The organism is Pseudomonas sp. W5-01, from assembly GCF_046540435.1.
Classification (GTDB): Bacteria; Pseudomonadota; Gammaproteobacteria; order Pseudomonadales; family Pseudomonadaceae; genus Aquipseudomonas; species Aquipseudomonas graminis_B.
On the sequence record NZ_JAXCIP010000009.1, the window covers coordinates 167,424 to 194,016 of the forward strand.

27 protein-coding genes and 1 riboswitch are annotated in these 26,593 nt (G+C 63.6%); of the genes, 4 read left to right on the forward strand and 23 right to left on the reverse strand.

Features of this window, described 5'->3' with window-relative positions; translation table 11 throughout:
- Positions 1-108 precede the first annotated feature (108 nt).
- The 16 genes from SLW75_RS24170 to SLW75_RS24245 form a co-directional block, all read right to left on the reverse strand.
- Positions 109-846, reverse strand: a complete 738-nt coding sequence (locus SLW75_RS24170) for an adenosylcobinamide-GDP ribazoletransferase (RefSeq protein ID WP_192133840.1) — start codon at positions 844-846, stop codon at positions 109-111.
- On the reverse strand, positions 847-1,419 hold the full coding sequence (gene cobC / locus SLW75_RS24175) for an alpha-ribazole phosphatase family protein (protein WP_192133842.1): 573 nt from the start codon (positions 1,417-1,419) through the stop codon (positions 847-849).
- Entirely contained in the window at positions 1,416-2,468 is a 1,053-nt protein-coding gene (gene cobT, locus SLW75_RS24180; RefSeq protein WP_410935640.1) for a nicotinate-nucleotide--dimethylbenzimidazole phosphoribosyltransferase, read from the reverse strand. The genes cobC and cobT overlap by 4 nt, the downstream gene beginning before the upstream one ends.
- A complete protein-coding gene (gene cobU / locus SLW75_RS24185; protein ID WP_410935641.1) occupies positions 2,465-2,986 on the reverse strand; it encodes a bifunctional adenosylcobinamide kinase/adenosylcobinamide-phosphate guanylyltransferase in 522 nt (173 codons plus the stop codon). The genes cobT and cobU overlap by 4 nt, the downstream gene beginning before the upstream one ends.
- A complete protein-coding gene (locus SLW75_RS24190) occupies positions 2,986-4,455 on the reverse strand; it encodes a cobyric acid synthase (protein WP_410935642.1) in 1,470 nt (489 codons plus the stop codon). The genes cobU and SLW75_RS24190 overlap by 1 nt, the downstream gene beginning before the upstream one ends.
- A complete protein-coding gene (gene cobD, locus SLW75_RS24195) occupies positions 4,452-5,444 on the reverse strand; it encodes a threonine-phosphate decarboxylase CobD (protein ID WP_410935643.1) in 993 nt (330 codons plus the stop codon). The genes SLW75_RS24190 and cobD overlap by 4 nt, the downstream gene beginning before the upstream one ends.
- Entirely contained in the window at positions 5,437-6,345 is a 909-nt protein-coding gene (gene cbiB, locus SLW75_RS24200) for an adenosylcobinamide-phosphate synthase CbiB (RefSeq protein WP_192133850.1), read from the reverse strand. Before cbiB ends, cobD begins: the two co-directional genes overlap by 8 nt.
- Entirely contained in the window at positions 6,342-6,992 is a 651-nt protein-coding gene (bluB, locus tag SLW75_RS24205) for a 5,6-dimethylbenzimidazole synthase (RefSeq protein WP_410935644.1), read from the reverse strand. Before bluB ends, cbiB begins: the two co-directional genes overlap by 4 nt.
- 10 nt (positions 6,993-7,002) lie before the next feature.
- A complete protein-coding gene (locus SLW75_RS24210) occupies positions 7,003-8,301 on the reverse strand; it encodes a cobyrinate a,c-diamide synthase (RefSeq protein WP_410935679.1) in 1,299 nt (432 codons plus the stop codon).
- Entirely contained in the window at positions 8,301-8,912 is a 612-nt protein-coding gene (gene cobO, locus SLW75_RS24215; RefSeq protein ID WP_192133855.1) for a cob(I)yrinic acid a,c-diamide adenosyltransferase, read from the reverse strand. The genes SLW75_RS24210 and cobO overlap by 1 nt, the downstream gene beginning before the upstream one ends.
- 106 nt (positions 8,913-9,018) lie before the next feature.
- A riboswitch (cobalamin riboswitch) is annotated at positions 9,019-9,245 on the reverse strand.
- A 127-nt stretch (positions 9,246-9,372) separates the two neighbouring features.
- Entirely contained in the window at positions 9,373-9,909 is a 537-nt protein-coding gene (locus tag SLW75_RS24220) for a C40 family peptidase (protein WP_065992892.1), read from the reverse strand.
- Positions 9,910-9,996: 87 nt separating this feature from the next.
- A complete protein-coding gene (locus SLW75_RS24225) occupies positions 9,997-10,698 on the reverse strand; it encodes a C40 family peptidase (protein ID WP_065992890.1) in 702 nt (233 codons plus the stop codon).
- 66 nt (positions 10,699-10,764) lie between these two features.
- Complete coding sequence (locus SLW75_RS24230) at positions 10,765-11,538, reverse strand: NAD-dependent deacylase (RefSeq protein WP_410935680.1); 774 nt, start codon at positions 11,536-11,538, stop codon at positions 10,765-10,767.
- A gap of 8 nt (positions 11,539-11,546) precedes the next feature.
- Positions 11,547-12,251, reverse strand: a complete 705-nt coding sequence (gene hda, locus SLW75_RS24235; protein WP_037011979.1) for a DnaA regulatory inactivator Hda — start codon at positions 12,249-12,251, stop codon at positions 11,547-11,549.
- Positions 12,252-12,467: 216 nt separating this feature from the next.
- A complete protein-coding gene (locus tag SLW75_RS24240) occupies positions 12,468-13,541 on the reverse strand; it encodes an AI-2E family transporter (protein WP_065992883.1) in 1,074 nt (357 codons plus the stop codon).
- 54 nt (positions 13,542-13,595) lie between these two features.
- Positions 13,596-14,669 (reverse strand): DUF2066 domain-containing protein, encoded by a 1,074-nt coding sequence (locus SLW75_RS24245; RefSeq protein ID WP_410935681.1) that lies wholly within the window; start codon positions 14,667-14,669, stop codon positions 13,596-13,598.
- A 332-nt stretch (positions 14,670-15,001) separates the two neighbouring features.
- Between SLW75_RS24245 and purM the strand changes: the two genes are divergently transcribed.
- The 4 genes from purM (at position 15,002) to SLW75_RS24265 (ending at position 17,928) form a co-directional block, all read left to right on the forward strand.
- Positions 15,002-16,060: a phosphoribosylformylglycinamidine cyclo-ligase gene (gene purM, locus SLW75_RS24250; protein ID WP_192133858.1), complete on the forward strand. Its 1,059-nt coding sequence runs from the start codon at positions 15,002-15,004 to the stop codon at positions 16,058-16,060.
- An 8-nt stretch (positions 16,061-16,068) separates the two neighbouring features.
- Positions 16,069-16,719 (forward strand): phosphoribosylglycinamide formyltransferase, encoded by a 651-nt coding sequence (gene purN / locus SLW75_RS24255; RefSeq protein ID WP_296307256.1) that lies wholly within the window; start codon positions 16,069-16,071, stop codon positions 16,717-16,719.
- A gap of 8 nt (positions 16,720-16,727) precedes the next feature.
- Positions 16,728-17,444 (forward strand): DUF3108 domain-containing protein, encoded by a 717-nt coding sequence (locus SLW75_RS24260; protein ID WP_410935645.1) that lies wholly within the window; start codon positions 16,728-16,730, stop codon positions 17,442-17,444.
- 295 nt (positions 17,445-17,739) lie between these two features.
- Complete coding sequence (locus tag SLW75_RS24265; RefSeq protein WP_065992874.1) at positions 17,740-17,928, forward strand: hypothetical protein; 189 nt, start codon at positions 17,740-17,742, stop codon at positions 17,926-17,928.
- A 73-nt stretch (positions 17,929-18,001) separates the two neighbouring features.
- Here the strand turns inward: SLW75_RS24265 and SLW75_RS24270 are convergent, their stop codons facing one another.
- From SLW75_RS24270 to SLW75_RS24300, 7 genes are all read right to left on the reverse strand, one after another.
- The gene (locus SLW75_RS24270) at positions 18,002-18,544 is read right to left on the reverse strand and encodes a DUF2058 domain-containing protein (protein WP_065992872.1); all 543 of its coding nucleotides are present in this window, start codon (positions 18,542-18,544) and stop codon (positions 18,002-18,004) included.
- 26 nt (positions 18,545-18,570) lie between these two features.
- Positions 18,571-19,404, reverse strand: a complete 834-nt coding sequence (gene mazG / locus SLW75_RS24275; RefSeq protein WP_410935646.1) for a nucleoside triphosphate pyrophosphohydrolase — start codon at positions 19,402-19,404, stop codon at positions 18,571-18,573.
- Between the two features lie 105 nt (positions 19,405-19,509).
- A complete protein-coding gene (gene relA / locus SLW75_RS24280; protein WP_065992867.1) occupies positions 19,510-21,753 on the reverse strand; it encodes a GTP diphosphokinase in 2,244 nt (747 codons plus the stop codon).
- 156 nt (positions 21,754-21,909) lie between these two features.
- On the reverse strand, positions 21,910-23,265 hold the full coding sequence (gene rlmD / locus SLW75_RS24285) for a 23S rRNA (uracil(1939)-C(5))-methyltransferase RlmD (protein ID WP_410935647.1): 1,356 nt from the start codon (positions 23,263-23,265) through the stop codon (positions 21,910-21,912).
- Positions 23,265-24,167, reverse strand: coding sequence for a cysteine synthase CysM (gene cysM / locus SLW75_RS24290; RefSeq protein WP_410935648.1), 903 nt, complete (start codon positions 24,165-24,167; stop codon positions 23,265-23,267). Before cysM ends, rlmD begins: the two co-directional genes overlap by 1 nt.
- Positions 24,168-24,249: 82 nt before the next feature.
- A complete protein-coding gene (locus tag SLW75_RS24295) occupies positions 24,250-25,638 on the reverse strand; it encodes a sensor histidine kinase (RefSeq protein ID WP_065992858.1) in 1,389 nt (462 codons plus the stop codon).
- An 8-nt stretch (positions 25,639-25,646) separates the two neighbouring features.
- Positions 25,647-26,393, reverse strand: a complete 747-nt coding sequence (locus SLW75_RS24300) for a response regulator transcription factor (RefSeq protein WP_410935682.1) — start codon at positions 26,391-26,393, stop codon at positions 25,647-25,649.
- Positions 26,394-26,593: the final 200 nt, after the last annotated feature.

Genomic DNA, 26,593 nt, shown 5'->3' on the forward strand with positions numbered 1-26,593 from the left:
GCGCAGGATTTTGCTGCCGGTTCCCGGCAGATCGCGGGACAAGCCACGCTCCTACTCCTACTCCTACTCCGCACGCCGCACGCCGCAAGCCGGCGGCAGGACACTGCATCAATCCCACATCAGCGCCAACGTCACCAGCACCAGTGTTTCCAGCAGTTCGAGCATCGCGCCGGCGGTGTCGCCGGTGCTGCCGCCCAGACGTTGCATCATCACCCGGCGCAGCCAGAAGAAACCGCCCGTGGAAACGACCAGCACCCACGCCGCCGCGCCGCCACCGATGAGCACGCAGACCACCGCCACCGCTGCCAGCACCTGCACCCCGGCCTTGCGCGGCAGATGATCGGCCAGCGCCTGGCCCAGCCCGCCCGCGCGCACATACGGCGTGTTCAGAAACAGTGCCAGCATCGCCGCGCGGCCGATCACCGGCGCCAGCAGCAGGCCAATGCCCGTGTGCGCTTCAATCAGCGCCAGCACAGCGCTGAATTTCAACAGTAACACCACCACGAGCGTCACCACCGCAATCGGGCCGCTGCGCGGGTCTTTCATAATGAGCAGCGTGCGTTCACGGTCGCCGAACCCACCGAGCCAGGCGTCCGCGCTGTCGGCCAGGCCGTCCAGGTGCAGCCCTCCGCTGAGCATGACCCACGCCGCCAGCAGCAGGGCGGCATGCAACAGGGTCGGCGCGCCGTCGAGCAGGTGATTCAGCGCCATCAACAGCACGCCGAACAGCAACCCCACCAGCGGGTAGAACAGCAGCGAACGTCCCGATTCCTGGGGCGTCGGCATGCCCGGCAGGCGAATCGGCAGACTGCTGAGGAACTGCAAGGCGATCCAGAACGGCAGCATTTAAACCTCCGTCAACTCACCGTCGGCCTGGACATCGAGGCCGAACATACAGCCGTGTGCCACCGTGACCTGCAGCAATTGCTCACGGGGCAGACCGCGGGCGCGGGCCAACAGCAGCCGCATCACCCCGCCATGGCTGATCAGCAGAATGCGCTGTCCGTCATACGCCCGCTGCACCCGCTCAACGGCAGCCAACACGCGAGTGGCAAACGCCTCAACCGGCTCGCCGTTGGGTGGCGTAAACCCGTACGGATCCTCCCAGAAGCGACCCAACCCGGCAGCATCGGTTTCCATCAACTGCGCGGGGCTCTGCCCTTCCCAGTCACCGAAATGCAGTTCCTGAAGACCGGCTTCCAACTCCACGGGCAAGCCCAGTCGCTCGGCCAGCTCGTCGGCGAAGCGGGCGCAGCGTTGCAGCGGCGAGCTGACGATGCGGTCCCAGGGGCCACGATCAATCACCGCCGCGCGCATCTGCTGCCAGCCCGTGTCGGTCAGCGCATCGTCAATACTGCCGCGCAGGCCGCCGCCGAATTCGGTTTCGCCGTGGCGCAACAGGTCAAGATGCAAGGTCATGCCGGGCGGTCTGCCACAGCGGCTTCAGCGAAGGTCGCCATGCCGTTATGCAGCTCACAGGCCAGACGCAACAACGGCACCGCGAGTGCCGCGCCACTGCCTTCGCCCAGACGCAATCCCAGGTCCAGCAACGGCTCGGCCTGCAGCGCGTCCAGCACCAGACGATGGCCCGGCTCGGCGCCCCGATGGCCGAAAAACAGCCACTCCCGGCACGACGGATTGATGCGCACCGCCACCAGCGCCGCCATGGAACAGATAAAGCCATCGACCAACACGACGATGCCCTCCTGCGCACAGGCCAGGTAGGCGCCGACCAGCGCCGCCACTTCAAACCCCCCGAGGGCGCGCAGACTGGCCAGGGCGTCACCGACGGCGTCGGCGTGCAGCCGCAGGGCCCCCTCGATCACTTGGGCCTTGTGGCTCACGCCCTCGGCATCCAGACCGGTGCCGGGGCCGACCAGCAAGGTGGCCGGACAATCGAGCAGCGCGCAGGCCAGCGCACTGGCGACGGTGGTGTTGCCGATGCCCATTTCGCCGCCGATGAACAGCTGAGTACCTGCGGCCTTGGCGCGCAACACGCTGTCGCGACCGCCTTCGAGGGCGGCGTGCAGTTGCGCCTCCGTCATCGCCGGGCCATGGGCAAAATTTGCGGTGCCCGGGCCAAGATTGAGGTGGCGCACACCCGGCAGGTCCAGCGGTGCAACCGTGCCCAGATCGACCACGTCCAGCTGCGCGGACAGTTGCCGGGCCAGCACGCTGATGGCCGCGCCGCCCATGATGAAGTTGTGCAGCATCTGCCCGGTCACTGCCTGCGGGTACGCCGAAACCCCTTCCGCGACCACGCCGTGGTCACCAGCAAAAATCGCGATCCAAACCTCATCGACCTTCGGCTTTGGACGACCCTGCAGGCCGGCCAGTTGCACCGCGACGTGTTCAAGCCGGCCCAGTGAGCCGGTCGGTTTGGTCAGTTGCTGCTGCCGGGCCATCGCGTCGTCGCGGCTGGCGTGATCGACGTCTCGGGCAGGCGCGAGCCACCAGGCGTTACTCATAGTGCGGGTCCTTTCAGGGTCATGGGCAGTCCGGCGACGGTAAACACCACGCGATGGCAGCGTTCGGCCAGCGCCTGATGCAGCCAGCCGGCTTCATCGACATAACGACGGGTCAGCTCACCGAGGGGCACGACGCCGAGCCCGGTTTCGTTGCTGACAAAAATGATCTCGCCCGGCCATTCCGCCAGGCCATCGAGCAAGGCTTCACGCTCTTGAGCCAGGCGCTGCGGATCGTCGAGCATCAGCAGATTGGTCAGCCACAGGGTCAGGCAATCCACCAAGAGGCAGCGGCCCTCCCCGGCGTTTTCCCGGAGCACGCGGGCCAGCTCGACGGGTTCCTCGATCAGCCCCCATTCATCTGGCCGACGTTCGCGGTGCAAGGCGACGCGCTGGTTCATTTCGCCGTCGAGGGGCTGACTGGTGGCGATATAGATGACGTCGAGGCCGCTGTCGCTGGCGAGTTTTTCAGCTAGCCGACTTTTGCCGGAACGCGCACCGCCGAGGATCAGTTGCAGCATCAGGGTTGCTCCAGGCCGCAGAGTTCACGCAGCAGTGTGCCGTTCAGGTGGGTTTCGACCAGATCGGCGAGGCGTTCGATGTCGCGCTCGCGCAAAGCGTGGTAATCGACCGACTGCACATTCTGCAGCCCGGCCCATCGCAGCAAGGCGCTGCTCGACGCCGGGTTCTCGAACAGACCGTGCAGGTAGGTGCCGAGCACTTGGCCGTCAGGGCTGCACGCGCCATCGCAGCGGCCGTCGGCGAGCTGGACCAGTGGACGTTCCAGCGCCGCGCCGGTGGTCACGCCCGCATGAATCTCGTAGCCGATGACGTCGGCGTCTTCGAGGGTAAGGCGACCGCTGACGTTGCGCAGTTGCTTCTCTTCTTCCAGCACCGTGCTCAGGGCCAACAGCCCCAGGCCCGGGCTTGACCCGGCAGCGCCTTCAAGCCCCAGCGGGTCATGCAACTGCTCGCCGAGCATTTGCAGGCCACCACAGATGCCCAGCACGTTGCCGCCGTAACGCAGGTGGCGGTTGATGGCGGTGTCCCAGCCATTGGCGCGCAGATACGCGAGATCGCTGCGAACGCTTTTCGAGCCGGGCAGGATGATCAGGTCAGCATCAGGAATCGCCTGCCCCGGCCCGACGAATTGCAGATTGACCTGGGGGTGCAGACGCAGCGGGTCGAAGTCGGTGTGGTTACTGATGCGGGGCAACACCGGCACGATGACGTTGAGCACCTGCTCGGCCTTGTCGGCCTGACGCTGGTCGAGGCCGTCTTCCGCTTCCAGGTGCAGGTCCATCACGTAGGGCAGCACGCCAACCACTGGTTTGCCGGTGCGCTGTTCGAGCCAGTCGAGGCCGGGCTGAAGCAGCGCGATGTCGCCGCGAAAGCGATTGATGATGAAGCCCTTGACCCGCGCCTGTTCGCTGGGCGACAGCAATTCCAGTGTGCCGACCAGATGGGCAAACACCCCGCCGCGATTGATGTCCGCCACCAACAGCACCGGGCAATCCACCGCTTCGGCAAAGCCCATGTTGGCGATGTCGCCGGCACGCAGGTTGATCTCTGCCGGCGACCCGGCGCCTTCGACCATCACCACCGGCCAGCCTTCGCTGAGGCGACGATGGGAGGCGAGTACGGCCTGCATGGCGATGGCTTTGTAGTCGTGGTAGGCGACGGCGTTCATGGTCGTGACGGCGCGACCGTGGATGATCACTTGCGCGCCGGTGTCGCTGTTGGGTTTGAGCAGCACCGGGTTCATGTCGGTGTGGGGTTCGAGGCCGCAGGCCTGGGCTTGCACGGCCTGGGCGCGGCCGATCTCGCCGCCGTCGGCGGTCACTGCGCTGTTCAGCGCCATGTTCTGCGGCTTGAACGGCACGGTGCGCACGCCCTGACGGGTCAGCCAGCGGCACAGCGCCGTCACCAGCGTGCTTTTGCCGGCGTCGGAGGTGGTGCCCTGAACCATCAGGGTTTTGCCGAGGGTCATGGGCGCTCCCGGGAGAATTCGCTCAGCGCCTGCTCCAGACGCTGCCAATCCGCTTCTTCGCGCGGCAGGCCGAAACGCAGGCTGCTGTTGTGGGTGAAGATGCGCAGGAGGATGCCCCGCTGTGCGCAGAATTCGTAAAGCGCTTCCGCCAGCGGCGTGATCAACCACTGGAACAGCGCGCAACCGCCCTTGGGCGCGAAACCGTGGCGATTGAGCACGTCCACCAGACGCTGGCTGGCCTGCTCGGTGCGCTGACGCTGGCGTTGATGCCCGGCGACATCGTTGAGACAGGCCTGACCGATGATCCGCGTCGGCCCGCTGACCGACCAGGGCCCGATCTGCCGCGCCATGACTTTGAGAAAACGCGGCTCCGCCAGCACAAAACCCAGGCGCACACCGGCCAGGCCGAAAAACTTGCCGAACGAGCGCAGCACGATCAGGCCCGCGCGCTGGGTGTACGCCGCCAGGCTCAACTCCGGCGTGTTGTCCATGAACGCTTCGTCCACCACCAGCCAGGCGCCGCGCTGGGACAGACGCGCGTGCCATTCCAGCAGGCGTTCGGGCGGCAGGCTCAGGCCGGTGGGGTTATTCGGGTTGACCACGACGAGCACATCGAGGGTGTCGATGAACCGCTCCACTTCGTGCTCCAGCACTTCGCGCACCAGAAAACCGGTGTTGCGCCAGGCCTCGGCGTGCTCGGCGTAGCACGGCGACAGCACGCCCACCTTGCCCGCCTGACGCAGACGCGGCAGCGCCTGGATCGCCGCTTGGGAACCGGCCACCGGCAGCACGTCCGTGGCGCCGTAGTAGCGACGGGCAGCGATTTCCAGGCCGTCATCGGTTTCCGGCAAACGCGCCCATGCTGCTTCGGGGATCGCAGGGATCGGCCACGACCACGGCGAAATCCCGCTGGACAGGTCGAGCCAGTTCGCCTCATCGATGCCGTATTTCAGGACTGCGCCACGCAATCGGCCGCCATGTTCAAGCATAAAATTCTGTCCCCAGACACAAGATCAGCAACCACAGCCACACGCCGCGCTGCACCAGTTGCCAACCGCGATCAATAGAGTCGGCGTCCGCTGGGACGCCTTCACCCAGGGTCGCGCGCTCATGCAGTTCGCCGTGATAAATCGCCGGACCACCCAGTTCGACGCCCAACGCACCGGCACCGGCCGCCATCACCGGGCCTGCGTTCGGGCTGTCCCACTTCGGGGCCTGGGTGCGCCAGCAACGCAGGGCCAGTCGGGTGTTGCCCAGCAGCGCGTAGGTCAACGCCACCAAGCGCGCGGGAATGTAGTTAAGCAGGTCGTCGATTTTCGCCGCCGCCCAGCCGAAGCGTTCGAAGCGCTCGTTGCGATAGCCCCACATGGCGTCGAGGGTGTTGCTCAGGCGGTAGAGCACGACGCCCGGAGCGCCCAGCACGACGAACCAGAAAATCGCCGCAAACACTGCGTCGCTGCCGTTCTCGAGTACCGATTCCGTGGCCGCACGGGCCACTTCAGTGCTGTCCAGCTCGGAGGTCTGGCGACTGACCAGGTAACCGACCCGGCGGCGCGCCTCGTCCAGATTGTCGCTGCGCAACGCCTGGGCAACCGGCTCGACGTGCTCGCCCAGACTGCGCAGGCCCAACGCGCAGTAAAGCGCCAGTACGTCCACCAGCCAGCCAACGAACGGCAGCCAGCTGAGTAACGTGGCGATCAGGGTCAGCGGAATGACGGCGATGAACCATGCGCTCACGCCATGGCTGCGCCAGCCCCGGCCGGCAGCGTTAAGGCGCTGTTCGATACGCTCGGCGAAACGGCCGAACGCCACCAGCGGGTGGTTCCGTTTTGGCTCGCCGAGCAGCGCGTCCAGCGCGACTCCGGCGACGCTCAATAACGCCACACTCATGCAATCACTCCCCATGTGTTCTCGTAGACCAGCTCTTGCAACGCGCGCGGCTGCGCCCAGCCTTCCATCACCAGCATCGGCGCCGGGTAGAATTCCTTTACAGGGCCCAGGCACAGAATCGCCAAGGGTTTCGAACCGGCTGGCATCTGCAGCAGATCGGCCAGGGCCTGGGGGTCGAACAGCGACACCCAACCCATGCCGAGGCCTTCGGCACGCGCCGCCAGCCAGAGGTTTTGAATGGCGCACGACAGCGACGCCATGTCCATCTCCGGCAGGGTGCGGCGGCCGAAGATGTGTTTGTCGCGGTCATCCATCAACGCGGCGACCAGCACTTCGGCGCAATCGCTGATGCCCTCGACTTTCAGCTTCATGAAATCTTCAGACCGCTCGCCCAAAGCTTCAGCGGTACGAACGCGCTCCTCCTCCACCTGCGCCTGAATCTGCGCGCGCAAGGCCGGGTCGGTGATGCGCAGAAAGCGCCACGGCTGCATCAGGCCAACGCTCGGTGCGTGGTGCGCGGCTTCGAGCAGACGGGCCAGCAACTCCGGCGCGACCGTGCCACCGCAGAAGTGGCGCATGTCGCGACGCTCGGCGATGGCGCGGTATACGGCGGCGCGTTCGGGGTCGGTGAACGTGTGGTCAGTCATGCAAGCGAGCTCATGGCAAAAACAGCGCCGCCATCGCCTGGGGATTCGAGGGGAAGTAGAAGTGCACGTACGACGCAGTCATGCGCCCGTCCCGGTACACCGCTTCGGCACCGCGCCCGCCATTGGGGCTGAGGCCGCGGGCGATGGGGGTCAGCTCGGTGCTGGTCAGGGAGTGGTGATAGGTGTGGCCACGCAGCGTGCCTTCCGGCAGCTCGACCGATTGCAGGGCCAGGGCTGCCAGACGCTTCTGCATCACGGCTTCACCCTTGAGCAAGCCCACCCCTTCGGCGCGCTGGCCGTCGACATCGGTCAAGGCATCGAGCAGGTACAACATGCCGCCGCATTCGGCGAGCAGGGGTTTGCCGGCGGCGTGGTGCGCACGAATCGCGGCGAGCATGCTGTGGTTTTCGGCCAGCGCCGTGTGATGCAATTCCGGGTAGCCGCCGGGCAGATACAGGCTGTCGGCGTCGGGTAATTCCCGGTCGCGGAGCGGCGAGAAGAACGACAGTTCGGCGCCCATCTCCCGTAGCAGGTCAAGGCTGGCACCATAGAAAAATGCGAACGCCTCGTCGTGGGCGATGGCGATTTTCACGCCGGTCAGCAACGGCTCGGCGGGAACGAAGTCGGGCGCGGTGAAGGTCACGGCCGGCGGCAACGTAGCGTCGCAGGTACTGGCCAGCGCGTTGGCAGCAGTGTCGAGGCGCATGTCCAGGTCATTCAGTTCACTGGCCTGAACCAGGCCGAGGTGCCGGCTGGGCAGCTCAATGCCGGATTCACGGGACAGCGCGCCGTACCAGCGCAGGCCTTCGGTCAGGCTGCCTTCCAGCAACTGCGCGTGGCGCACGGTGCCGACGCGATTGGCCAGCACGCCGGCAAACGGCAGATCCGGCTGATACCGCGCCAGTCCCAGCGCCAGTGCGCCGAAGGTCTGGGCCATGGCCGTGCCGTCGATCACCCCGAGCACCGGCACGCCGAAACGCCGGGCCAGGTCCGCGCTGGAGGGCGTGCCGTCGAACAAGCCCATGACGCCTTCGATGAGGATCAGGTCGGCCTCCGCGGCGGCTTCCCACAACAGGCGCCGACTTTCGTCCTCGCCGATCATCCACATGTCCAGCTGATACACCGGATGGCCGCTGGCGCGCTCGAGGATCATCGGGTCGAGAAAGTCCGGCCCGCATTTGAACACGCGCACCTTGCGGCCCTGATTGCGATGCAAGCGGGCCAGTGCCGCGGTGACGGTGGTTTTGCCCTGACCGGACGCAGGGGCGGCGATCAATACTGCCGGGCAGTGCCGCGGTGGGCGCTCAATCACAGCTCGATGCCTTTCTGCGCCTTGATGCCGGACTGAAAGGCATGCTTGACCACGCCGATTTCGGACACGGTATCGGACAGGTCGATCAATTCCTGCTTAGCCCCGCGACCGGTGACGATCACGTGCTGCATCGGCGGACGTGCCTGCAAATCGCTCAGCACCTGCTCCAGGTCCAGATAGCCGTGCTTGAGGGCGATGTTCAGCTCATCGAGCACGACCATGCCGATGGAGGCGTCCTTGAGCATTTCACGGGTCACGGCCCAGGCGGATTCGGCGGCAGCAATGTCACGCTGGCGGTCTTGGGTTTCCCAGGTGAAGCCCTCGCCCATCACGTGGTAACGCACTTGTTCAGGGAAGCGGCGGAAGAATAGCTCTTCGCCGGTGCTGTGCCGGCCTTTAATGAACTGCACGACGCCGCACTGCATGCCGTGGCCCATGGCGCGGGCAAGCATGCCGAACGCCGAGCTGCTCTTGCCTTTGCCGTTACCGGTCAGGACCAGCAGCAACCCGCATTCATTGGGCGCGCTGGAAATGCGCTCGTCCATCACCGCCTTTTTGCGCAGCATGCGCGCCAGGTGGCGTTCGTCACGTTCGGGGGATTCGCTCATCTCAGCTCTCCGCTTGAGGGCAAGTGTGGCAAACGGAGGGCACAGGCAAAGACTGTCAGCAGGCACTGGGCAAAACCCGGCCTGCAGCAGAGCATCGCCCTCCGTGATGCTGTTCGATGGATCAGGCCGGTCTCCGGACTCACGAGTTGCCACAACCGTGGCAGGCCAGGCGCCTTCCCATGTTCAGCGAACACAGTGGCATTGTGCGTGGCTTTGACTCGTCTACCGTTGCGGAGGCAGCGCCGGAATTGATCACACGAGCAATCGCACCGGCTTCCCTGTTTCACCCTGCGGACCTGACGGGTCCCAGGCACCTGAAACATGGCGCGAAGGTTAGAGGGTTGACTCGGGAGCGTCAATCGAACCGTAGGCAGACCGCCTCCGGCTAAACGGGATTTCACCCTGAAAGGCATACGTGCTCACCCAGCAACAGCGCATGAGCACAGTGCTCAGGAAGTCGCTATTGCCTGGCCAGGTTCGATGGCTGGATGACGCGCTTGGCATTCAGCCAGGCCTTTTGCCAATACGGCTTGTCGAGACTGTCGAGTTTGACCGTGCCGCCAGTGGCTGGCGCGTGGACGAACCGCCCTTCCCCGACGTAGATGCCGGCGTGACTGACGTGGGAGCCGCCGCTGGTGGCGAAGAACACCAGATCACCGGTCTGCAACTGACTGCGATCGATGTCAGGCCCGCGCAGGGTGATCATTTCCCGCGTCGACCGAGGCAGGGTGATGCCCGCGGCGTCGTGGTAGACGTAGCCGATCAGGCCACTGCAATCGAAACCCGAATCAGGCGTGTTGCCGCCCCAGCGATAGGGCGTGCCGACAAGGCCGATCGCGCGCAACAGGACGTCGTCGGCAAGCGGTGAAGAAAACTGGGGGGGAGCGGACACCACAGGCCGGTAGACGACCTTGCGTGGAGCGGGCGGTGGCGTGCTGGAACATGCGGCCAGCAGCACAGCCAGGGAGGCGACGATCAGGCGAACCGTTAACGACATAAACACGACAACCTGTGCGGGGTGCAGCTTACTTTGCCGAGAGCCGGGATTGCGCGCAAGAGGGTCAGGCCCTTTGCGCGCCCGGAATTAACGGTGCTGGCGCTTGATTGTAGTCGAGGTCATCGCGGTGGTAGTTGCAGGTACCGTTGACGATGCCGTTACAGGTGCCATTGCCAGCGCGCGTTTGGCTTCGATGAACGTCTTGGCCCAGTAGGCATCGTCGAGGCTGTCGACACGGACTCCGCCACTGCGACGGCTGCTGGAGTGGATGAACTGATCATCGCCCAGGTAGATGCCGGCATGGCTGACACGGCCGCGGCCGGCGGTGCTGAAGAACAGCAGATCGCCTGGCTTGAGGTCATTGCGCTTGATGAGGGGGGCATCGATATTGATCATTTCGCGGGAAGAACGCGGCAGGCTCATGCCCGCCTCTTCACGGAACAGATAACCGATGAAACCGCTGCAGTCGAAACCGGAGGTGGTCGACGTACCGCCGAAGCGATAGCGAGTGCCTATCAAGGATTTGCCGCGTTCGAGGATGCTGTCAGCCAGAACCGGCAGGCGGTAAGGCTTGTTGTCGGCAAATTGAGCGAGTTCATCTTCGGTAGCGACTTCGTCATCCAGTACGGAGGATGCGTAATCAGCACGCTTGCTGGCGGATTGAGCGGTGGCAGAGTCCCGGAATTGGGGGCTTTGCGACTGTTGTTGCGACGTCGGCATCTGGGCCGCGCAGCCGAACAACAGCGTGACGAGTGCGAGAGGCACGAGGGGTGCGAAGCGGTTTAGCATGTGCACGACCGTGGCTGAAGTGTAAAGAAGCCGAGACTATGCCTTCAATCGTACCCATTTGCAAATTCAATCGAAACAAATGTGACTTACGATGTCGTCCATCACTTCTAAGGCTCTACACCTCAGAAACGCATCCATGTGCGCGGAATGATCGGTCGGCGAAGGGTTTATCTCGGCAGTAAAGCCGCCCGTCACCCGAGCGCGCAGCATGGGCTCATGAATGTACGGGAAGCTGGCAGTGGTTCCGATGCTGAGCACAGCGTCAAAACCTTTTGCCATCTCCTCCTGGAGCACATTCAATGCCAACTCCGGCAACATTTCCTGAAACAACACCACCGACGGCCTCAAAACGCCACTACAGCGGGGGCAAAGCGGTGGCAGTGGTCGACTGAGGTGCTCGCTTAACTGCGGATCTACGGCGCCACAAGATTGACAGTACAGCGGCGCCAGCTGTCCGTGGATCTCGATCAGCCGCTCTGGCGGACTGCCCGCCGCCCTGTGATAGCCGTCGACGTTTTGCGTCAATACCCAGCACTGGGGCTTGCGCCGCTGCAATTCAGCGATGGCGTAGTGCGCCGCATTGGGACGTCCGCCCAGGCAAGCGCTGCTCAATTGTGCGATGTACTTCCAGCACAGCGCGGGATCACGCCGCAACATCGGGCCGGACAAGGCCATTTCGATGGGCAGGCCGTCGTCGGTCTCGCCGTTGTACAAGCCACCGACGCCGCGATAGGTCGGCAACCCTGAATCCGCCGACAGGCCGGCACCGGTAATGATCAAAATCCGCGTGGCGTGGCGCAAGGCTGCTGCGGTTTGCAGGACCAGGGCCGGATCGACCACGGACTCGCTTACCAACCGAGGGTTTCTTTCAGGAAGGGAATGGTCAGCTTGCGCTGGGCCTGCAGCGATGCCTGATCGAGTTGCTCAAGCAAGTCGAACAGCGCGCTCATGCTGCGCTTACCGCGGGTGAGGATGAAATGCCCCACCTCATCGGTGAGGTGCAGGCCCCGACGGGACGCGCGCAGTTGCAGAGCGCGGAGTTTTTCTTCGTCGGACAAGAGGCGCATCTGGAACACCAGCGCCATGGTCAGCCGGGATTTCAGGTCCGCCAGTTTGACCGGCAGCTCCCGAGGCGAGCATGAAGCGGCGATGAGCAAGCGTCGGCCGCTGTCGCGCAGACGGTTGAACAGGTGGAACAACGCTTCTTCCCACTCGGGTTTGCCGACCACCGCTTGCAGGTCGTCGAGGCACACCAGCTCGTACTGCTCCAGATGATCGAACAGGCCGACACCTTGATCGAGAAGTTCGGCCATCGGCAGGTAAACCGCCGGCTCGCCCATCTGTTCGAAGCGCAGGCAGGCAGCCTGCAACAGATGCGTGCGCCCTACCCCGTTCTTGCCCCACAGGTAGATGAGGCTTTCTGTCCAGCCGGCCTCGGCTTCGCACAGCCGCTCGACATAGCCGAGTGCAGCGGCATTGGCGCCTGGATAGTAATTGATGAAGGTGGCGTCATCACGCAGACGCACACTCAGGGGCAGCTGAACTGGTTTCATGCTGGCTGAACGGTTCGTGACGAACCGCCAAGGGGCCTCTGTGAAAAGTGTGCAAAGTCTATACCCGCAGGGCTGGCCGCACAATGCGGCAGACCGCCAGCAAAATCAAAGGCTTGCGCCGGTCACTGGTATGACAGGGGATTACGGGAAAATCCCGTGGAGGAAAGAGACGCGCGGTGAACACCGCGCGCCTTCACGAATCCTGATTCGCGGGAATCAGAGATCCAGGTCGTCCAGACCGCCGTAGATGTCCGAATCCTTGTACAGGTCATGAACATGGCGCACCAGGACCATGATCACCGCCGCCACCGGCAACGCCAGCAGGATACCGGTGAATCCGAACAGCTCGCCGCCCGCCAGAATCGCGAAGATCACCGCCACCGGGTGCAGGCCGATGCGGTCACCCACCAGCAGCGGCGTCAGCACCATGCCTTCCAGCGCCTGACCGACCATGAACACCGCGACGATGCCCAGCATCGGGTACAGGTCGCCGCCGAACTGGAAGAAACCGGCCAGAATCGCCGAGCCAATGCCGATGACGAAGCCCATGTACGGCACGATGGCCGCCAGACCGGCAATGACACCAATCAACAGCCCCAGCTCCAGCCCGACCAGCATCAGGCCGGCGGCGTAAATCACGCCCAGCGCGACCATCACCAGCAACTGGCCACGGATGAACGCACCCAGGACTTCATGGCATTCATCCGCCAGTGCGACGATTTTCTTCTCGCGATGACGCGGCAGCAGGCTGCGCACCTTCGCCATCATCACGTCCCAGTCACGCAGCAGGTAGAAACAGACCACCGGGATCAGCACCAGATTGGTCAGCCAGCCGATGAGCGCCAGGGTCGAGGTGGTGGCCTGGGACAGGACGATGCCGACGATGTCGCCGGTCTGACCCATGTGCTCCGAGATCGCCGCCTTGACCTTGTCGAACTTCCAGAACCCTTCTGCCAGCCCCAGTTTGGCCTGCGCCCACGGCATCGCGGTGTGCTGCAGCCAGTCGAGAATCTGCGGCGCCAGTTCGTACAGGCGATAAAGCTGCTTGGCCAGCATCGGCACCAGCACCAACAGCAGGCCCATGAAGATCAGGGTGAACAACAGAAACACCGTCACCACACTCATGGTGCGCGACAGCTTCAGTTTTTCCAGCCGGTCTGCCAGCGGATCGCCCATGTACGCCAGCAGCAGCGCCACCAGGAACGGGGTCAGAATCGAATGCAGCAGCCAGACGAACAAACAGACCAGGACAACCCCGCCCAGCCAGAACCAACGACGCGTATCAGTCATTACTGCCTCTTTCCCCAGGATGATGTGCTTCGTGCAACGTCGTTATGAACCTGTTCACCAACGGAAGTGCAATGCGCTGTCGGAAACAGCGGGCGGCTGCGGTGGCGCTGGCGTGCCGTCCGCGGAAACCGGCGCGGGATTGGCCGCAGAACTGTCCGGCGCACTGGCGATTTCACCGACCGGCACTTCCTGCAGTTTCGCCAGCGCCAACTGGGAACGCAACTGATCGGGGCTGCCGCTGACATCGAAAGCGATACGGTCACCCTCGGCTGATTTCAGACGGCCTCCGAAGGGTTCGAGCAGGTGCAACAGCTGCGCGTAACGCTCAAGATTCATGCCCTGTACGTCCAGCACCATGCCCGTCGAAGCGCCCGGTTTGACCACAAAGCGTGGCGCCAGACGCTGGCTCACCGCCAACAGCACCGCGTCGGCCAGTTCCGCCGAGCTGGCGCCGCTGGCACTGCCCTGCTCCATCTTGTCGCCCAGCCACAGGTGCCATTTGCCCTGCCACTGGCCACCGTTTTCCTGCGCGTGAACCGCCAGAATCGCATCCGAACCGTAGCGCTCGGAAGCCTCCTTGAGCGGGCCGACGTTGTTGCCGTCGAGGGTCTTGGCGTTGCCGATACCCTGCTCGCCCAGGTCCGCCAGTGGCAGACGCAGCGGCAGACCGCGGTGCTGAGCCGCGCGGCGCAAAGGCTCGGCGGAGGATTGGCCGTCGCCGACCAGGTTGGCGCCGTCAGTCGCGTCGTTCAGCCACCAGGCCATGATCACCGGACGGTTGGAGCCCCACAACGACAGCCCGGCCTGCCGCAGCACGCGCTCGGTGCTCGACGGGTCGAAGTCGACCTGGAGGGTTTCCGGCGGGCCGGCGTCATAACCATACTGGCTGATGATTTGTTGAGGGTCCTTGCGCACGTCGGCAAGGCCGCCGTTCTGCACGGCCTTGGGGTCGCCGGTCAAGCGGATGACCAGGGTTTCCAGCGCGGCCTGGGTGGCGCGGGTTTTCTCGTCAGGGGTCTGGCCGCTGACGGGCTCGCGCACCTGATAAAGAGTGTTCACCGTCTCGGCGAGCGCCGGCAGACTCATCAATGAGAGGCACCCTGCGAACAGGCAGTTTTTTAGGCGCATGAATGAAGGTGGACGCATGAAAGATTCCCGCTGGGTAAAAAGGCAACGCTATAAATAGCTGCATAAAGACGAATGACCCGACTCTGACCGCAGACGCGCCCGAATCGCTCACTCAGGCGCCAACGTTACACCGGATCCCTCTGTCGACGAACGGGTGCGGCGGGATAAACCGGGTTATTTTTTCTTCACCATTGTCCTGCCCGTCGGCCCAAGGATGGCCGCTTGCGCCCAACCCTGATAAAATCGCGCGCCTTCGCAGACCGGCGATGAAACGGCCCCCGCGTCGTTGCCACTCGGTCGTTACCCCGAATCCCCCCCTAAAGGCCTGGATCATGAGCAAGCAACCCTCCCTGAGCTACAAAGACGCCGGTGTTGACATCGACGCCGGTGAAGCGCTGGTCGAACGCATCAAGAGCGTCGCCAAGCGCACCAAGCGCCCGGAAGTGATGGGCGGGCTCGGGGGCTTCGGCGCTCTGTGCGAAATCCCGGCCGGCTACAAGCAGCCTGTTCTGGTGAGCGGCACCGACGGTGTCGGCACCAAGCTGCGCCTGGCACTGAATCTGAACAAACACGACACCATCGGCATTGACCTGGTCGCCATGTGCGTCAACGATCTGGTGGTCTGCGGCGCTGAACCGCTGTTCTTCCTCGACTACTACGCCACCGGCAAACTCAACGTCGACACCGCCGCTCAGGTGGTGACCGGCATCGGCGCGGGCTGCGAACTGGCTGGCTGCTCGCTGGTCGGCGGCGAGACCGCTGAAATGCCCGGCATGTACGAAGGCGAAGACTACGACCTGGCCGGCTTCTGCGTCGGTGTCGTGGAGAAAGCTGACATCATCGACGGCTCGAAGGTGGCCGCCGGCGACGCACTGATCGCCCTGCCGTCTTCCGGTCCGCACTCCAACGGCTACTCGCTGATCCGCAAGATCATCGACGTGTCGGGTGCCGACATCGACACCATCCAGCTCGACGGCAAGCCGCTCACCGACCTGCTGATGGCGCCAACCCGCATTTACGTCAAGCAGCTGCTCAAGCTGATCAAAGACACCGGCGCGGTGAAAGCCATGGCCCACATCACCGGCGGCGGCCTGCTGGACAACATCCCGCGCGTGCTGCCAGAAGGCGCTCAGGCCATCGTCGACGTGGCCAGCTGGACCCGTCCGGCGGTCTTTGACTGGCTGCAGGAAAAAGGCAACGTCGATGAGCATGAAATGCACCGCGTGCTGAACTGCGGCGTCGGCATGGTCATCTGCGTGGCCCAGGAACACGTCGAAGTCTCGCTGAATGCCCTGCGTGAAGCCGGTGAGCAGCCGTGGGTCATCGGCCAGATCGGCACCGCTGCCGAAGGCGCTGCACAAGTCGAGCTGAAGAACGTCAAGGCTCATTAATGCCTGACATGCCCCAACCCTGTGATGTGGTGGTGCTGCTGTCCGGCACTGGCGGTAACCTGCAGGCAATGATCGACAGCTTTCAGGACAGCGCGAGCCCTGCGCGCATCCGTGCGGTGATTTCCAACCGCGCCGATGCCTTCGGGCTTGAGCGGGCCGCCCGTGCGGGAATTGACACCCGCGTGCTCGATCACACCGGCTACGAAGGTCGCGAGGCCTTCGATGCGGCGCTGATCGAGGCCATCGATTCGTTTCAGCCGTCGCTGGTGGTGCTCGCCGGATTCATGCGCATCCTCACGCCCGGGTTCGTCCGCCACTACCATGGCCGCCTGCTGAACATTCACCCTTCCCTGCTTCCGCGGTATAAAGGCCTGCACACCCATCAACGGGTGCTCGAGGCCGGCGATGCCGACCATGGCTGCAGCGTGCACTTTGTCACCGAGGAACTCGATGGGGGGCCTCTGGTCGTACAGGCAGTTGTTTCTGTAGAGTTGCACGACACGCCCGCCACGCTGGCACAGAGGGTACACGCCCAGGAACACTTGATTTATCCCCTGGCCATTCGCTGGTTCGCCGAAGGACGATTGACCCTCGACGAACACGGCGCCTCACTGGACGGCCAGCCCTTAGGGCCCAGCGGCCACTTGATCCGACATTAGGAGATATTATGCGTCGCGCTTTGCTCTTCGCTTTCGCTCTGTTCGCACTTCCCGCAGTCAACGCGGCAGACCTTCAACCTTTCTCCGCCAGCTACACCGCTGACTGGAAACAGCTGCCCATGAGCGGTGGCAGCGCCACCCGCAGCCTCGAGAAGAACGCCAACGGCACCTGGACCCTGAATTTCAACGCATCGATGATGATCGCCAGCCTGACCGAAGTCAGCACGATCAAAGTCGACAAGGATCAGCTGCTGCCGCAGACCTACCACTTCGAACGTGGCGGCCTGGGCAAGAGCAAAAAGGTCGATCTGGTATTCGACTGGCCCACCAAATTCATCACCGGTTCGGACCGTGGCGACGCGGTGAAAATCCCGCTGAATGCCGGTGTCCTCGACAAGTCCACCTACCAGCTCGCGCTGCAGCATGACGTAGCGGCGGGCAAGAAGAGCATGTCGTACCAGGTCGTCGACGGTGACGAAATCGACACCTATGACTTCCGCGTGCTCGGCACTGAAAAGGTCGAGACCAAAGTCGGTTCGGTCGACGCCATCAAGGTCGAACGCGTGCGTGACCCGACGCAGAACAAGCGCATCACCGTGATGTGGTTCGCCAAGGACTACGACTACCTGCTGGTTCGCCTGCAACAGGTTGAAACCGACGGCAAGGAATACAACATCATGCTGCAGGACGGCACGGTGAACGGTAAGTCGGTCAAGGGCAGTTAATTCAGCCAGCTGATTCACGCCCTGCATCGAGCGTAATACGAAAAACCCCGCCTTCATGGCGGGGTTTTTTTTGGCGTCGATCAGTGATTCAGGCCTACATGAAACATTCTTCATGGCCTTCAACCGAGTGTGACAAAACGCCGCACACCCTTCAAATACAAGCATTTAGCGCACTGTTACGGATTTGGTAAATAACTGTTGCCGGAAGCGCGCGTTTACTTGGTCGGCCGCCGAAAACTATAAAGAAGGCCTGCGACGTCCTGCCGCAGATTTCCAAAAGTCAGGAGTTTGCACTATGACCGTAACTGTTACTGAACGCGACGACGCCCACATCTCCCACGAAAGCATCGCCGATGGCATCCAGATCTGGGATGTACGCCAACAAGACCAGCTGGTAGGGATGTTTCATTACGAATCGGACGCACAGCGTTACGCAGCAGAGCTTGCCGAGCAAGAAGCAAAGCTTGAGGCCAGTCATTCGTAATTTCGGAATCGCAGCAAAACAAAACCCGCCACGTGGCGGGTTTTGTTGTTTTAGCTGAGTGAGCGACGGGCGCTTACCACATCAGGTCATCCGGGATCTTATACGCAGCGTACGGATCGTCGCCATCCGGCTCTTCGGTCGGCGCGCTGAGCATGACGATACGGCGCGGATCGCGCTCCTGCACCTTGAGGGCGGCTTCGCGGGGGATCACCTCGTAGCTGCCGCCGTGGTGCACGATGGCCAGCGAGCCGTTGCTCAGTTTGCTGCGCATCAGGGCGTTGACGGACAGGCGCTTGACCTTCTTGTCATCGACGAAGTTGTAGTAGTCCTCGGTGGTCAGCTTCGGCAGGCGCGTGGCTTCGATCAGTTGCTTGACCTGTGCCGCACGGGCTTTCTGCTCGATTTTTTCCTGCTGCTGACGATTCAATTCCTGGTCACGTTTGGCTTTCTCGGCCATCGCTTCCTGGGCAGCGCGCTGGCTGGTGTCGTCCGCCACCGCCTGGCCCTTGTGCACCAGACGTTGCTCCTTCTGCTTGCTCTTGCTGGCCTGCTTCGCCTGTTTTTCATTGACCAGTCCGGCTTTCAGCAACTGGTCACGAAGGGAAATACCCGCCATCTGTCTTCTCTCTCTAAATAGTCAACTCAACCGCAGTTGGGCGTGATCTTTTCCTGACGCTTGGCTTCGCCCCAGAGCGCATCCATCTCTTCGAGGCTGCAATCTTCGATGGGGCGCCGGGTGTCGCGCAAGGCCTGTTCGATAAATCTGAAGCGCCGCTCGAATTTGGCATTGGCGGCGCGCAGGGCATTTTCCGGATCGACCTTGAGGTGGCGGGCCAGATTGACGGCGGCAAACAGCAGATCGCCGACTTCTTCGGTGATCCCCGCGCTGTCGTTGTCAGCCATGGCTTCGAGGACTTCGTCGAGCTCCTCACGGACGTTATCGACCACCGGCAAGGCGTCCGGCCAGTCGAACCCGACCTGGGACGCGCGCTTCTGCAGCTTCGCCGCCCGCGACAGCGCCGGCAATACGCCCGGCACATCGTCCAGCAGGGACAGCTGCTCGGGTGCGCTGGCCTTCTCGGCGCGTTCCTTGGCTTTGATCTGTTCCCAGCGGTGCTTGACCTGCTCTTCGCTGAGACGCGGGGTTTCCAGCGGCGCGTACAGATCGCCGGTCGGGAACACGTGGGGATGACGGCGAATCAGTTTGCGGGTGATACCGTCCACCACGCCATCGAACTCGAAACGCCCTTCTTCCCGCGCCAGTTGGCAGTAATACACCACTTGAAACAGCAGATCGCCCAGCTCACCGCGCAGGTCATCGAAATCGCCGCGCTCAATGGCGTCGGCCACTTCGTAGGCTTCTTCGAGGGTGTGCGGCACGATGCTCGCGTAATTCTGCTTCACGTCCCACGGGCAACCGAATTGCGGATCGCGCAGACGGGCCATGAGCGTGAGCAGGTCTTGGAGGCTATACATGAGGGATCCCTTTGGTCACAGCTTCAAGCGGCAAGCCACAAGCTTCAAGCCGTGCGCGTACAGCTTGCAGCTTGCAGCTTGCCGCTTATAGCTTGCAGCTACGCCTCACGGCGTCCTGTTTCGCCGCGTTTCGATGATGTTCGGCAGTTGCGAGATGCGCCCCAGCAGCCGGCCCAGCGCGTCCAGGCCCGGGATCTCGATGGTCAGCGACATCAGCGCGGTGTTGTCTTCCTTGTTCGAGCGGGTGTTGACCGCCAGGACGTTGATGCGCTCGTTGAGCAGGATCTGCGAAACGTCGCGCAGCAGGCCCGACCGGTCGTAGGCACGGATGATGATGTCCACCGGGTAGGTGAGCACCGGCACCGGGCCCCAGCTGACCTGAATGATCCGCTCGGGTTCGCGCCCGCCCAGTTGCAGCACCGAGGCGCAGTCCTGACGGTGAATGCTCACGCCGCGGCCCTGGGTGATGTAACCGACGATCGCATCGCCCGGCAGCGGCTGGCAGCAGCCGGCCATCTGGGTCATCAGGTTGCCGACGCCCTGGATCTGAATGTCCCCGCGCTTGCCCGGTTTGTAGCCCGTGGCCTTGCGTGGAATCAGCTCCAGCTGCTCGTTGCCGCGTTCCGGCTCGACCAGTTGCTGAGCCAGATTGACCAACTGAGCAATGCGCAGGTCGCCGGCACCGAGGGCGGCGAACATGTCGTCGGCGATCTTCATGTTGGCCTTCTCGGCCAGCTTGTCGAAGTCCACCTGAGGCAGCGCCAGACGCGCCAGTTCGCGCTCCAGCAGCACCTTGCCGGCGGCGACGTTCTGGTCGCGCGCCTGCAGCTTGAACCAGTGCACGATCTTCGCCCGCGCCCGGGACGTGGTGATGTAACCCAGGTTCGAGTTCAGCCAGTCGCGGCTCGGCGTGCCGTGCTTGCTGGTGATGATCTCGACTTGCTCGCCGGTCTGCAGGCTGTAGTTCAGCGGGACGATGCGGCCGTTGATCTTGGCGCCACGGCAGTTGTGGCCGATTTCGGTGTGCACGCGGTAGGCGAAGTCCAGCGGCGTCGCGCCCTTGGGCAGGTCGATCGCGTGACCGTCCGGGGTGAACACGTAGACGCGGTCGGGCTCGATGTCGACGCGCAGCTGTTCCGCCAGCCCGCCGATGTCACCCAGCTCCTCATGCCACTCGAGGACCTGACGCAGCCAGGAGATTTTCTCTTCGTAGTGATTGGAACCGGATTTGACGTCGGTGCCCTTGTACTTCCAGTGCGCGCAGACCCCCAGCTCGGCTTCTTCGTGCATGGCGTGGGTGCGGATCTGCACTTCCAGCACCTTGCCTTCCGGGCCGATCACCGCCGTGTGCAGCGAGCGATAGCCGTTCTCCTTGGGGTTGGCGATGTAGTCGTCGAATTCCTTGGGAATGTGCCGCCACAGGGTGTGGACGATGCCGAGGGCGGTGTAGCAATCGCGCATCTCCGGCACCAGCACGCGAACGGCACGCACGTCGTAAATCTGGCTGAACTCCAGACCTTTGCGCTGCATTTTTCGCCAGATCGAGTAGATGTGCTTGGCCCGGCCGCTGATGTCGGCTTTGACGCCGGTGGCCAGCAGCTCGTTCTCAAGCTGCGACATGACGTCGGTGATGAAGCGCTCGCGATCAAGGCGGCGTTCGTGCAGCAGTTTGGCGATCTGCTTGTACTGCTCGGGCTCCAGGTAGCGGAAGGACAGGTCCTCCAGCTCCCATTTGATGTGACCGATGCCCAGCCGGTGGGCCAGGGGCGCGTAGATGTCGAAGACTTCCCGGGCGACGCGGTTGCGCTTTTCATCGTCGGTGTTCTTCACCGCACGGATGGCGCAGGTGCGTTCGGCCAGCTTGATCAGCGCGACGCGCACGTCGTCGACCATGGCCACCAGCATCTTGCGCAGGTTTTCGACCTGGGCCTGGGTGCCGAGCACCAGCGATTGCCGCGGGCTGAGACTGGCGCTGATGGCCGCCATGCGCAGCACGCCGTCGATGAGCTTGGTGACGGTGGGGCCGAAGCGCTGGTTGACGTCGGGCAGCGAGATCTTGCCTTCGCGCACGCCGCGGTAAATCACGGCGGCGACGAGTGAGTCCTGGTCGAGCTTGAGGTCGGCCAGGATTTCAGCGATTTCCAGGCCCGTCTGAAAACTCGACGTGCCCTCCGCCCAGAGGTTCTTGGCGGCGTTGTCCTGTTGCTCGGCGTGCCGGGCAAATTCACAGGCCTCTTTAAGGGCCTGTCGGTCCACTGCGAGGTCGACGCTGACCACGTGATCCAGCCACGCGTCGAGGTTGATACTGCCGTCTGTGTTGATCGGCTGGTGGGGTCTCACCTGTACCATGTTGCTTACCTTCCCTACGGCGCGATGAAATGCGCCATCAGTCGCCGGCCTTCTTGAGCGCGTGCGCCTTGCGGGCCATGCAAGGTCGTGTACGCGCGGGCCAGTCGGATTAAACGAGACTCCGTGTAAGGCATCGGCATTTCCTGAGCCGCCGCCTCACTTGCTCGCTTCAAATAACGCCATCGCCTCGACATGCGCTGTCTGCGGGAACATATCGAGGATTCCGGCACGTTTTAAACGGTAGCCCTGCTTGATCAATTCAACCGTGTCGCGCGCCAGCGTGGCCGGGTTGCACGACACATAAAGGACGCGTTGAGCGCCCAGCGACTTGAGCTTGCCCACTGCTTCGACCGCCCCGTCACGCGGCGGATCGAGCAGCACTGCGGCGAAACCTTCCGCCACCCAGGCCGCCTTGTCCAGTGGCTGCGACAGATCGGCCTGATAAAACGTCACGTTGCTTAAACCGTTGCCGGCGGCATTGGCCGTCGCCCGCTGAACCATGGCCTCGACGCCCTCCACGGCCACCACGTCGCGCGTTATTTGCGCCAGCGGTAGGGCGAAGTTACCAAGCCCGCAGAACAAGTCCAGCACTCGTTCGTCCTTGTCCGGCGCGAGCCAGGCCAGCGCCTGTTCGATCATCGCGGTGTTGACCTGAGCATTGACCTGCACGAAGTCGCCAGGGCGATAGGCCAGGGACAGATTCCACGGTTCCAGGCGGTAGCCCAGTTGCGCGGAAGGGTCGACCGGTTGCGGTTCGCCTTCGCCGTGCAACCACAGTTGCGCGTCATGGGTGTCGCAAAATGCCTTGAGGATTGTGAGATCGCTCTCAGGCAACGGCGCAGTGTGCCGCAGCAGCACGGCATTGGCCGAACCGCTGAACAGCTCGACATGTCCCAGCGCCTGAGGTTTGCTCAGACGGCGGAGCATGGGCGCCAACGCTGTCATGATCGGTTGCAAGGCCTGTACCAGCACCGGGCATTGTTCGATGGCGATGATGTCCTGACTCGCGGCGGCACGGAATCCGACGTCCAGGCGTTTGGCGCGGACGTCCCAGCGCACGGCAACGCGGGCGCGGCGGCGGTAGGCGTATTCATCGCCGGTCAGGGGCGCGGCCCATTCCTGCGGCTCGACCCCGGCGATGCGGCTCAATTGCTCGGCAAGCATGCTCTGTTTCAGGGCGAGCTGTTCGGCGTGGGGCATGTGCTGGGTGCTGCAGCCGCCGCAACGGCCAAAATGCGGGCACGCGGCTGGCCGGCGCACAGGACTGGCCTGGAACACGCGCTCGGTGCGGGCTTCGACCACTTTGCCGTGGGCATTGAGCACGCGGGCCTCGACCTCTTCGCCGGCCAGACTGCCCATGACAAACCAGGTGCGGCCGTCGACGAAAGCGATGCCGCGACCGTCGTTGGCCAGCCGCTCGATGGTCAGGCGTTGTTTTTTACCGGTGGGGACCTGCGGGGCCCGGGTGCCGCCGCTGGGCTGGAAACGCAGGCCTGCATCACGCTTGGCCATCAGTTGGGCGCATCGTAGACGCCGGTCGACAGGTAACGGTCGCCGCGGTCACAAATGATCGCGACCATCACCGCGTTTTCGACTTCCTGCGACAGCCGCAGCATCCCGGCGACGGAGCCGCCCGACGACACGCCGCAGAAAATACCTTCTTCCCGCGCCAGACGACGCATCACGTCCTCGGCTTCGGCCTGGCCCATGTCCAGAATCCGGTCGACGCGATCGGCCTGATAAATACTCGGCAGGTATTCCTGAGGCCAGCGGCGAATGCCCGGAATCGACGCGCCATCCATAGGCTGGAGCCCGACGATCTGGATGTCCGGGTTCTGTTCCTTGAGGAAGCGCGAGGTGCCCATGATGGTGCCGGTGGTGCCCATGGAGCTGATGAAATGGGTGACGGTGCCGCCGGTCTGCCGCCAGATTTCCGGCCCGGTGCCGACGTAGTGCGCCTGGGGATTGTCGCCGTTGGCGAACTGGTCGAGCACTTTGCCGTGGCCTTCGGCCTGCATGCGCTCGGCCATGTCACGGGCACCTTCCATGCCCTCTTCCTTGCTGACCAGAATCAGCTCGGCGCCATAAGCGGTCATGGCGGCCTTGCGCTCGGCGCTGGAGTTGTCGGGCATGATGAGAATCATGCGGTAGCCCTTGATCGCCGCGGCCATGGCCAGGGCGATGCCGGTGTTGCCGGAGGTGGCTTCGATCAGGGTGTCGCCGGGGTGGATCTGCCCGCGCAGTTCGGCGCGGGTAATCATCGACAGCGCCGGGCGGTCCTTCACGGAACCGGCCGGGTTATTGCCTTCGAGCTTGAGCAGCAACGTGTTGCTGGTGTTCCCGGCCATGCGTTGCAGACGCACCAGCGGGGTGTCGCCGACGCAATCGGCGATGGTTTGATACTGCAGGGTCATGGCGTGTTCGCGATCCAGACGTGCGGGGGTCGCTTATCATACCGGCAATCGCCGCCAGCCCATATCACGCAAAGTGAGGAGGTTATCGCTGAATGGAATAAGGCGGATTGTTCCGCGCCGGCAACCGCATGATCATCCTCAAGCCCTGCCCGGTGTTCTCCGCCCACAAGTCCCCGCCCTGCAGGCGCAGCGAGTTGCGCGCGATGCTCAGACCCAGGCCGAAACCACCGTCGCCGGGGCGGGCGCCGTCGAGGCGGATGAACGGCGCGAAGATCCGCTCGAGATCGCCCTCGTCGATCCCGCCGCCTTGATCTTCCAGCCACAACAGCCAGTCATCGCCCTCACGCCGACCGTCCAGGCGCACGATGCCCTCGGGCGGCGAGTGGCGGATGGCATTGCGCAGAATGTTTTCCAGCGCCTGGGCCAGGGTGTTGAGATGGCCACTGACCCAGCACTCGCTGTCCAGATCGCAGCGCAACTGACGGGACGGCCAGCAGGTTTCGAAACAGGCGTCATCCACCAGCATCTCCCACAGCGCCACCACCTGAATGTCCTCGTCGGGCAGTTTTTCGCGCTCGGTGTCGAGCCAGGCGAGTTGCAGGGTGTCGTCCACCAGCCGGCGCATGCCATCCACCTCCCGGCTCAGGCGCTCGCGCAGTTCGGGCAGGCTTTGCTCGCTGTCGCAGGCCACCCGCAGGCGACTCAGGGGCGTGCGCAGTTCGTGGGAAAGATCGCGCAATAACTGCTGCTGAACCTGCACCGTCGAGTGCAGGCGCGCGGCCATGTGGTCGAAGGCGCGGTTCAGCTCACCCAGTTCATCACGGCGCTCGGTCATTTGCGGCGACAGTCGGCTGGTCAGCCGATCTGCGCGCCATGCGTTGGCCTGTTCGCGCAATTGATTGAGCGGACGAATCAGCAGGCGATACAGCCCGACGCACAACAGCAGGGTGAACAGCGCGGGAATCAGCCCGTTGGTGAGGATCTGCCCGATCAGCGCATAACGGCCCGGCTTGAAGCGCTCCGGCAGTTCGATCACCAGACTGCCCGCGTCCGGGTTGCCGGGAAACGGGATCTTCAGCCAGGGCACGGTTTTCTGCCGCGTGCTCATCGGCCAGTCGATGCCGCGCATGAAGGTCAGGCGCTGGAACTGCTCGCGGGTCAGCCGCGCGCTGCCGAGTGATTGCAAATCGCTGCCGATGACCCCGACCCAGCCGGGTTCCTGCTGACGGACCTGCTTCAGCCATTCGTCGACGCCGCGCTGGCCACCCCTGCTCCACGCCCGTTCGGCCTGCGCCGCGTAGTCGTTCAGCACCTGATGGGCCTCGGCGTTGAGATAGGCGTTGCGGGTCTCGATGTAGCGGCCCCAATACCAGCTGAGCCAGATCATCAGCAGGCAGAAGCCGACCAGCAGGACCGCCAGTTTCCAGAACAGCGAATGCCGGCCGGGCAGCCGTTTGCGTGACTCAGGCATTCAACACCTCAAGCATCCGCCACCGCCGCCGTGAGGACGTAGCCTTTGCCCCAGACCGTGCGCAGCTGCCGCGCCTGATAGCCGACGGCTTTGAGCTTGCGACGAATCTGGCTGATGTGCATGTCCAGGCTGCGGTCATGCCGCGAGTAGCCGCGCTGCAAGACGTGCTGATAGAGGAAGGCTTTGCTGAGGACGTCTTCGGGATTGCGCCACAGGGTTTCCAGCAGACGGTATTCGCTGCCGGTCAATTGCGCCGGGGCGTCGGCGAAGAAGACGTCACAGCGCGCTTCGTCGAAGGTCAAACTGTCTTCATCGACTTTTTCGACGCTGGGCTCGGGCTCGATCGCCGTCAGGGCGTGGAAGCGACGTTCCAGGTCGACCCGGCGCAGGATCGCCTCGATGCGCACCCGCAGTTCATCGACGCTGAAGGGTTTGGGCAGGTAATCGTCGGCGCCGTTCTGGAAGCCGGTGATGCGGTCGGCCTCGGCGCCGAGGGCAGACATGAGGATGATCGGCATGCTGTGGCGGCGACGCAGATGGGTGAGGATGTCGAGGCCGTTCATGCCCGGCAGCAGGATGTCCATCACCACCACGTCGAACGGTTCGCGTTGCGCGCAGGCCAGCCCTTCGACGCCGTTCTGGCACCAGGTCACCTGAAATCCGCAACGATCAAGCTGATCATGAACGAACGCACCGAGCACGACATCGTCCTCGATGGCGAGTATGTGGGGGCGGTGAATGTTGGCGGGAGTCATTGGCGTCTGCGATTGATTCTCAAGCAGCGGATTATTCAAGATTGCGCGCCATGGGGCAATGCTGGCCTGCCGGCGATGCGTCTCCAATCGGAGCACCGTGCTTCGGTAGGAATGGCTTCAGCCGGGAAGAGGCCCGCTTGGGCACCAGCAAATTTTGCGGTGTGACCTCCAATACCTTTCCGGCTAAAGCCAGTCCTACA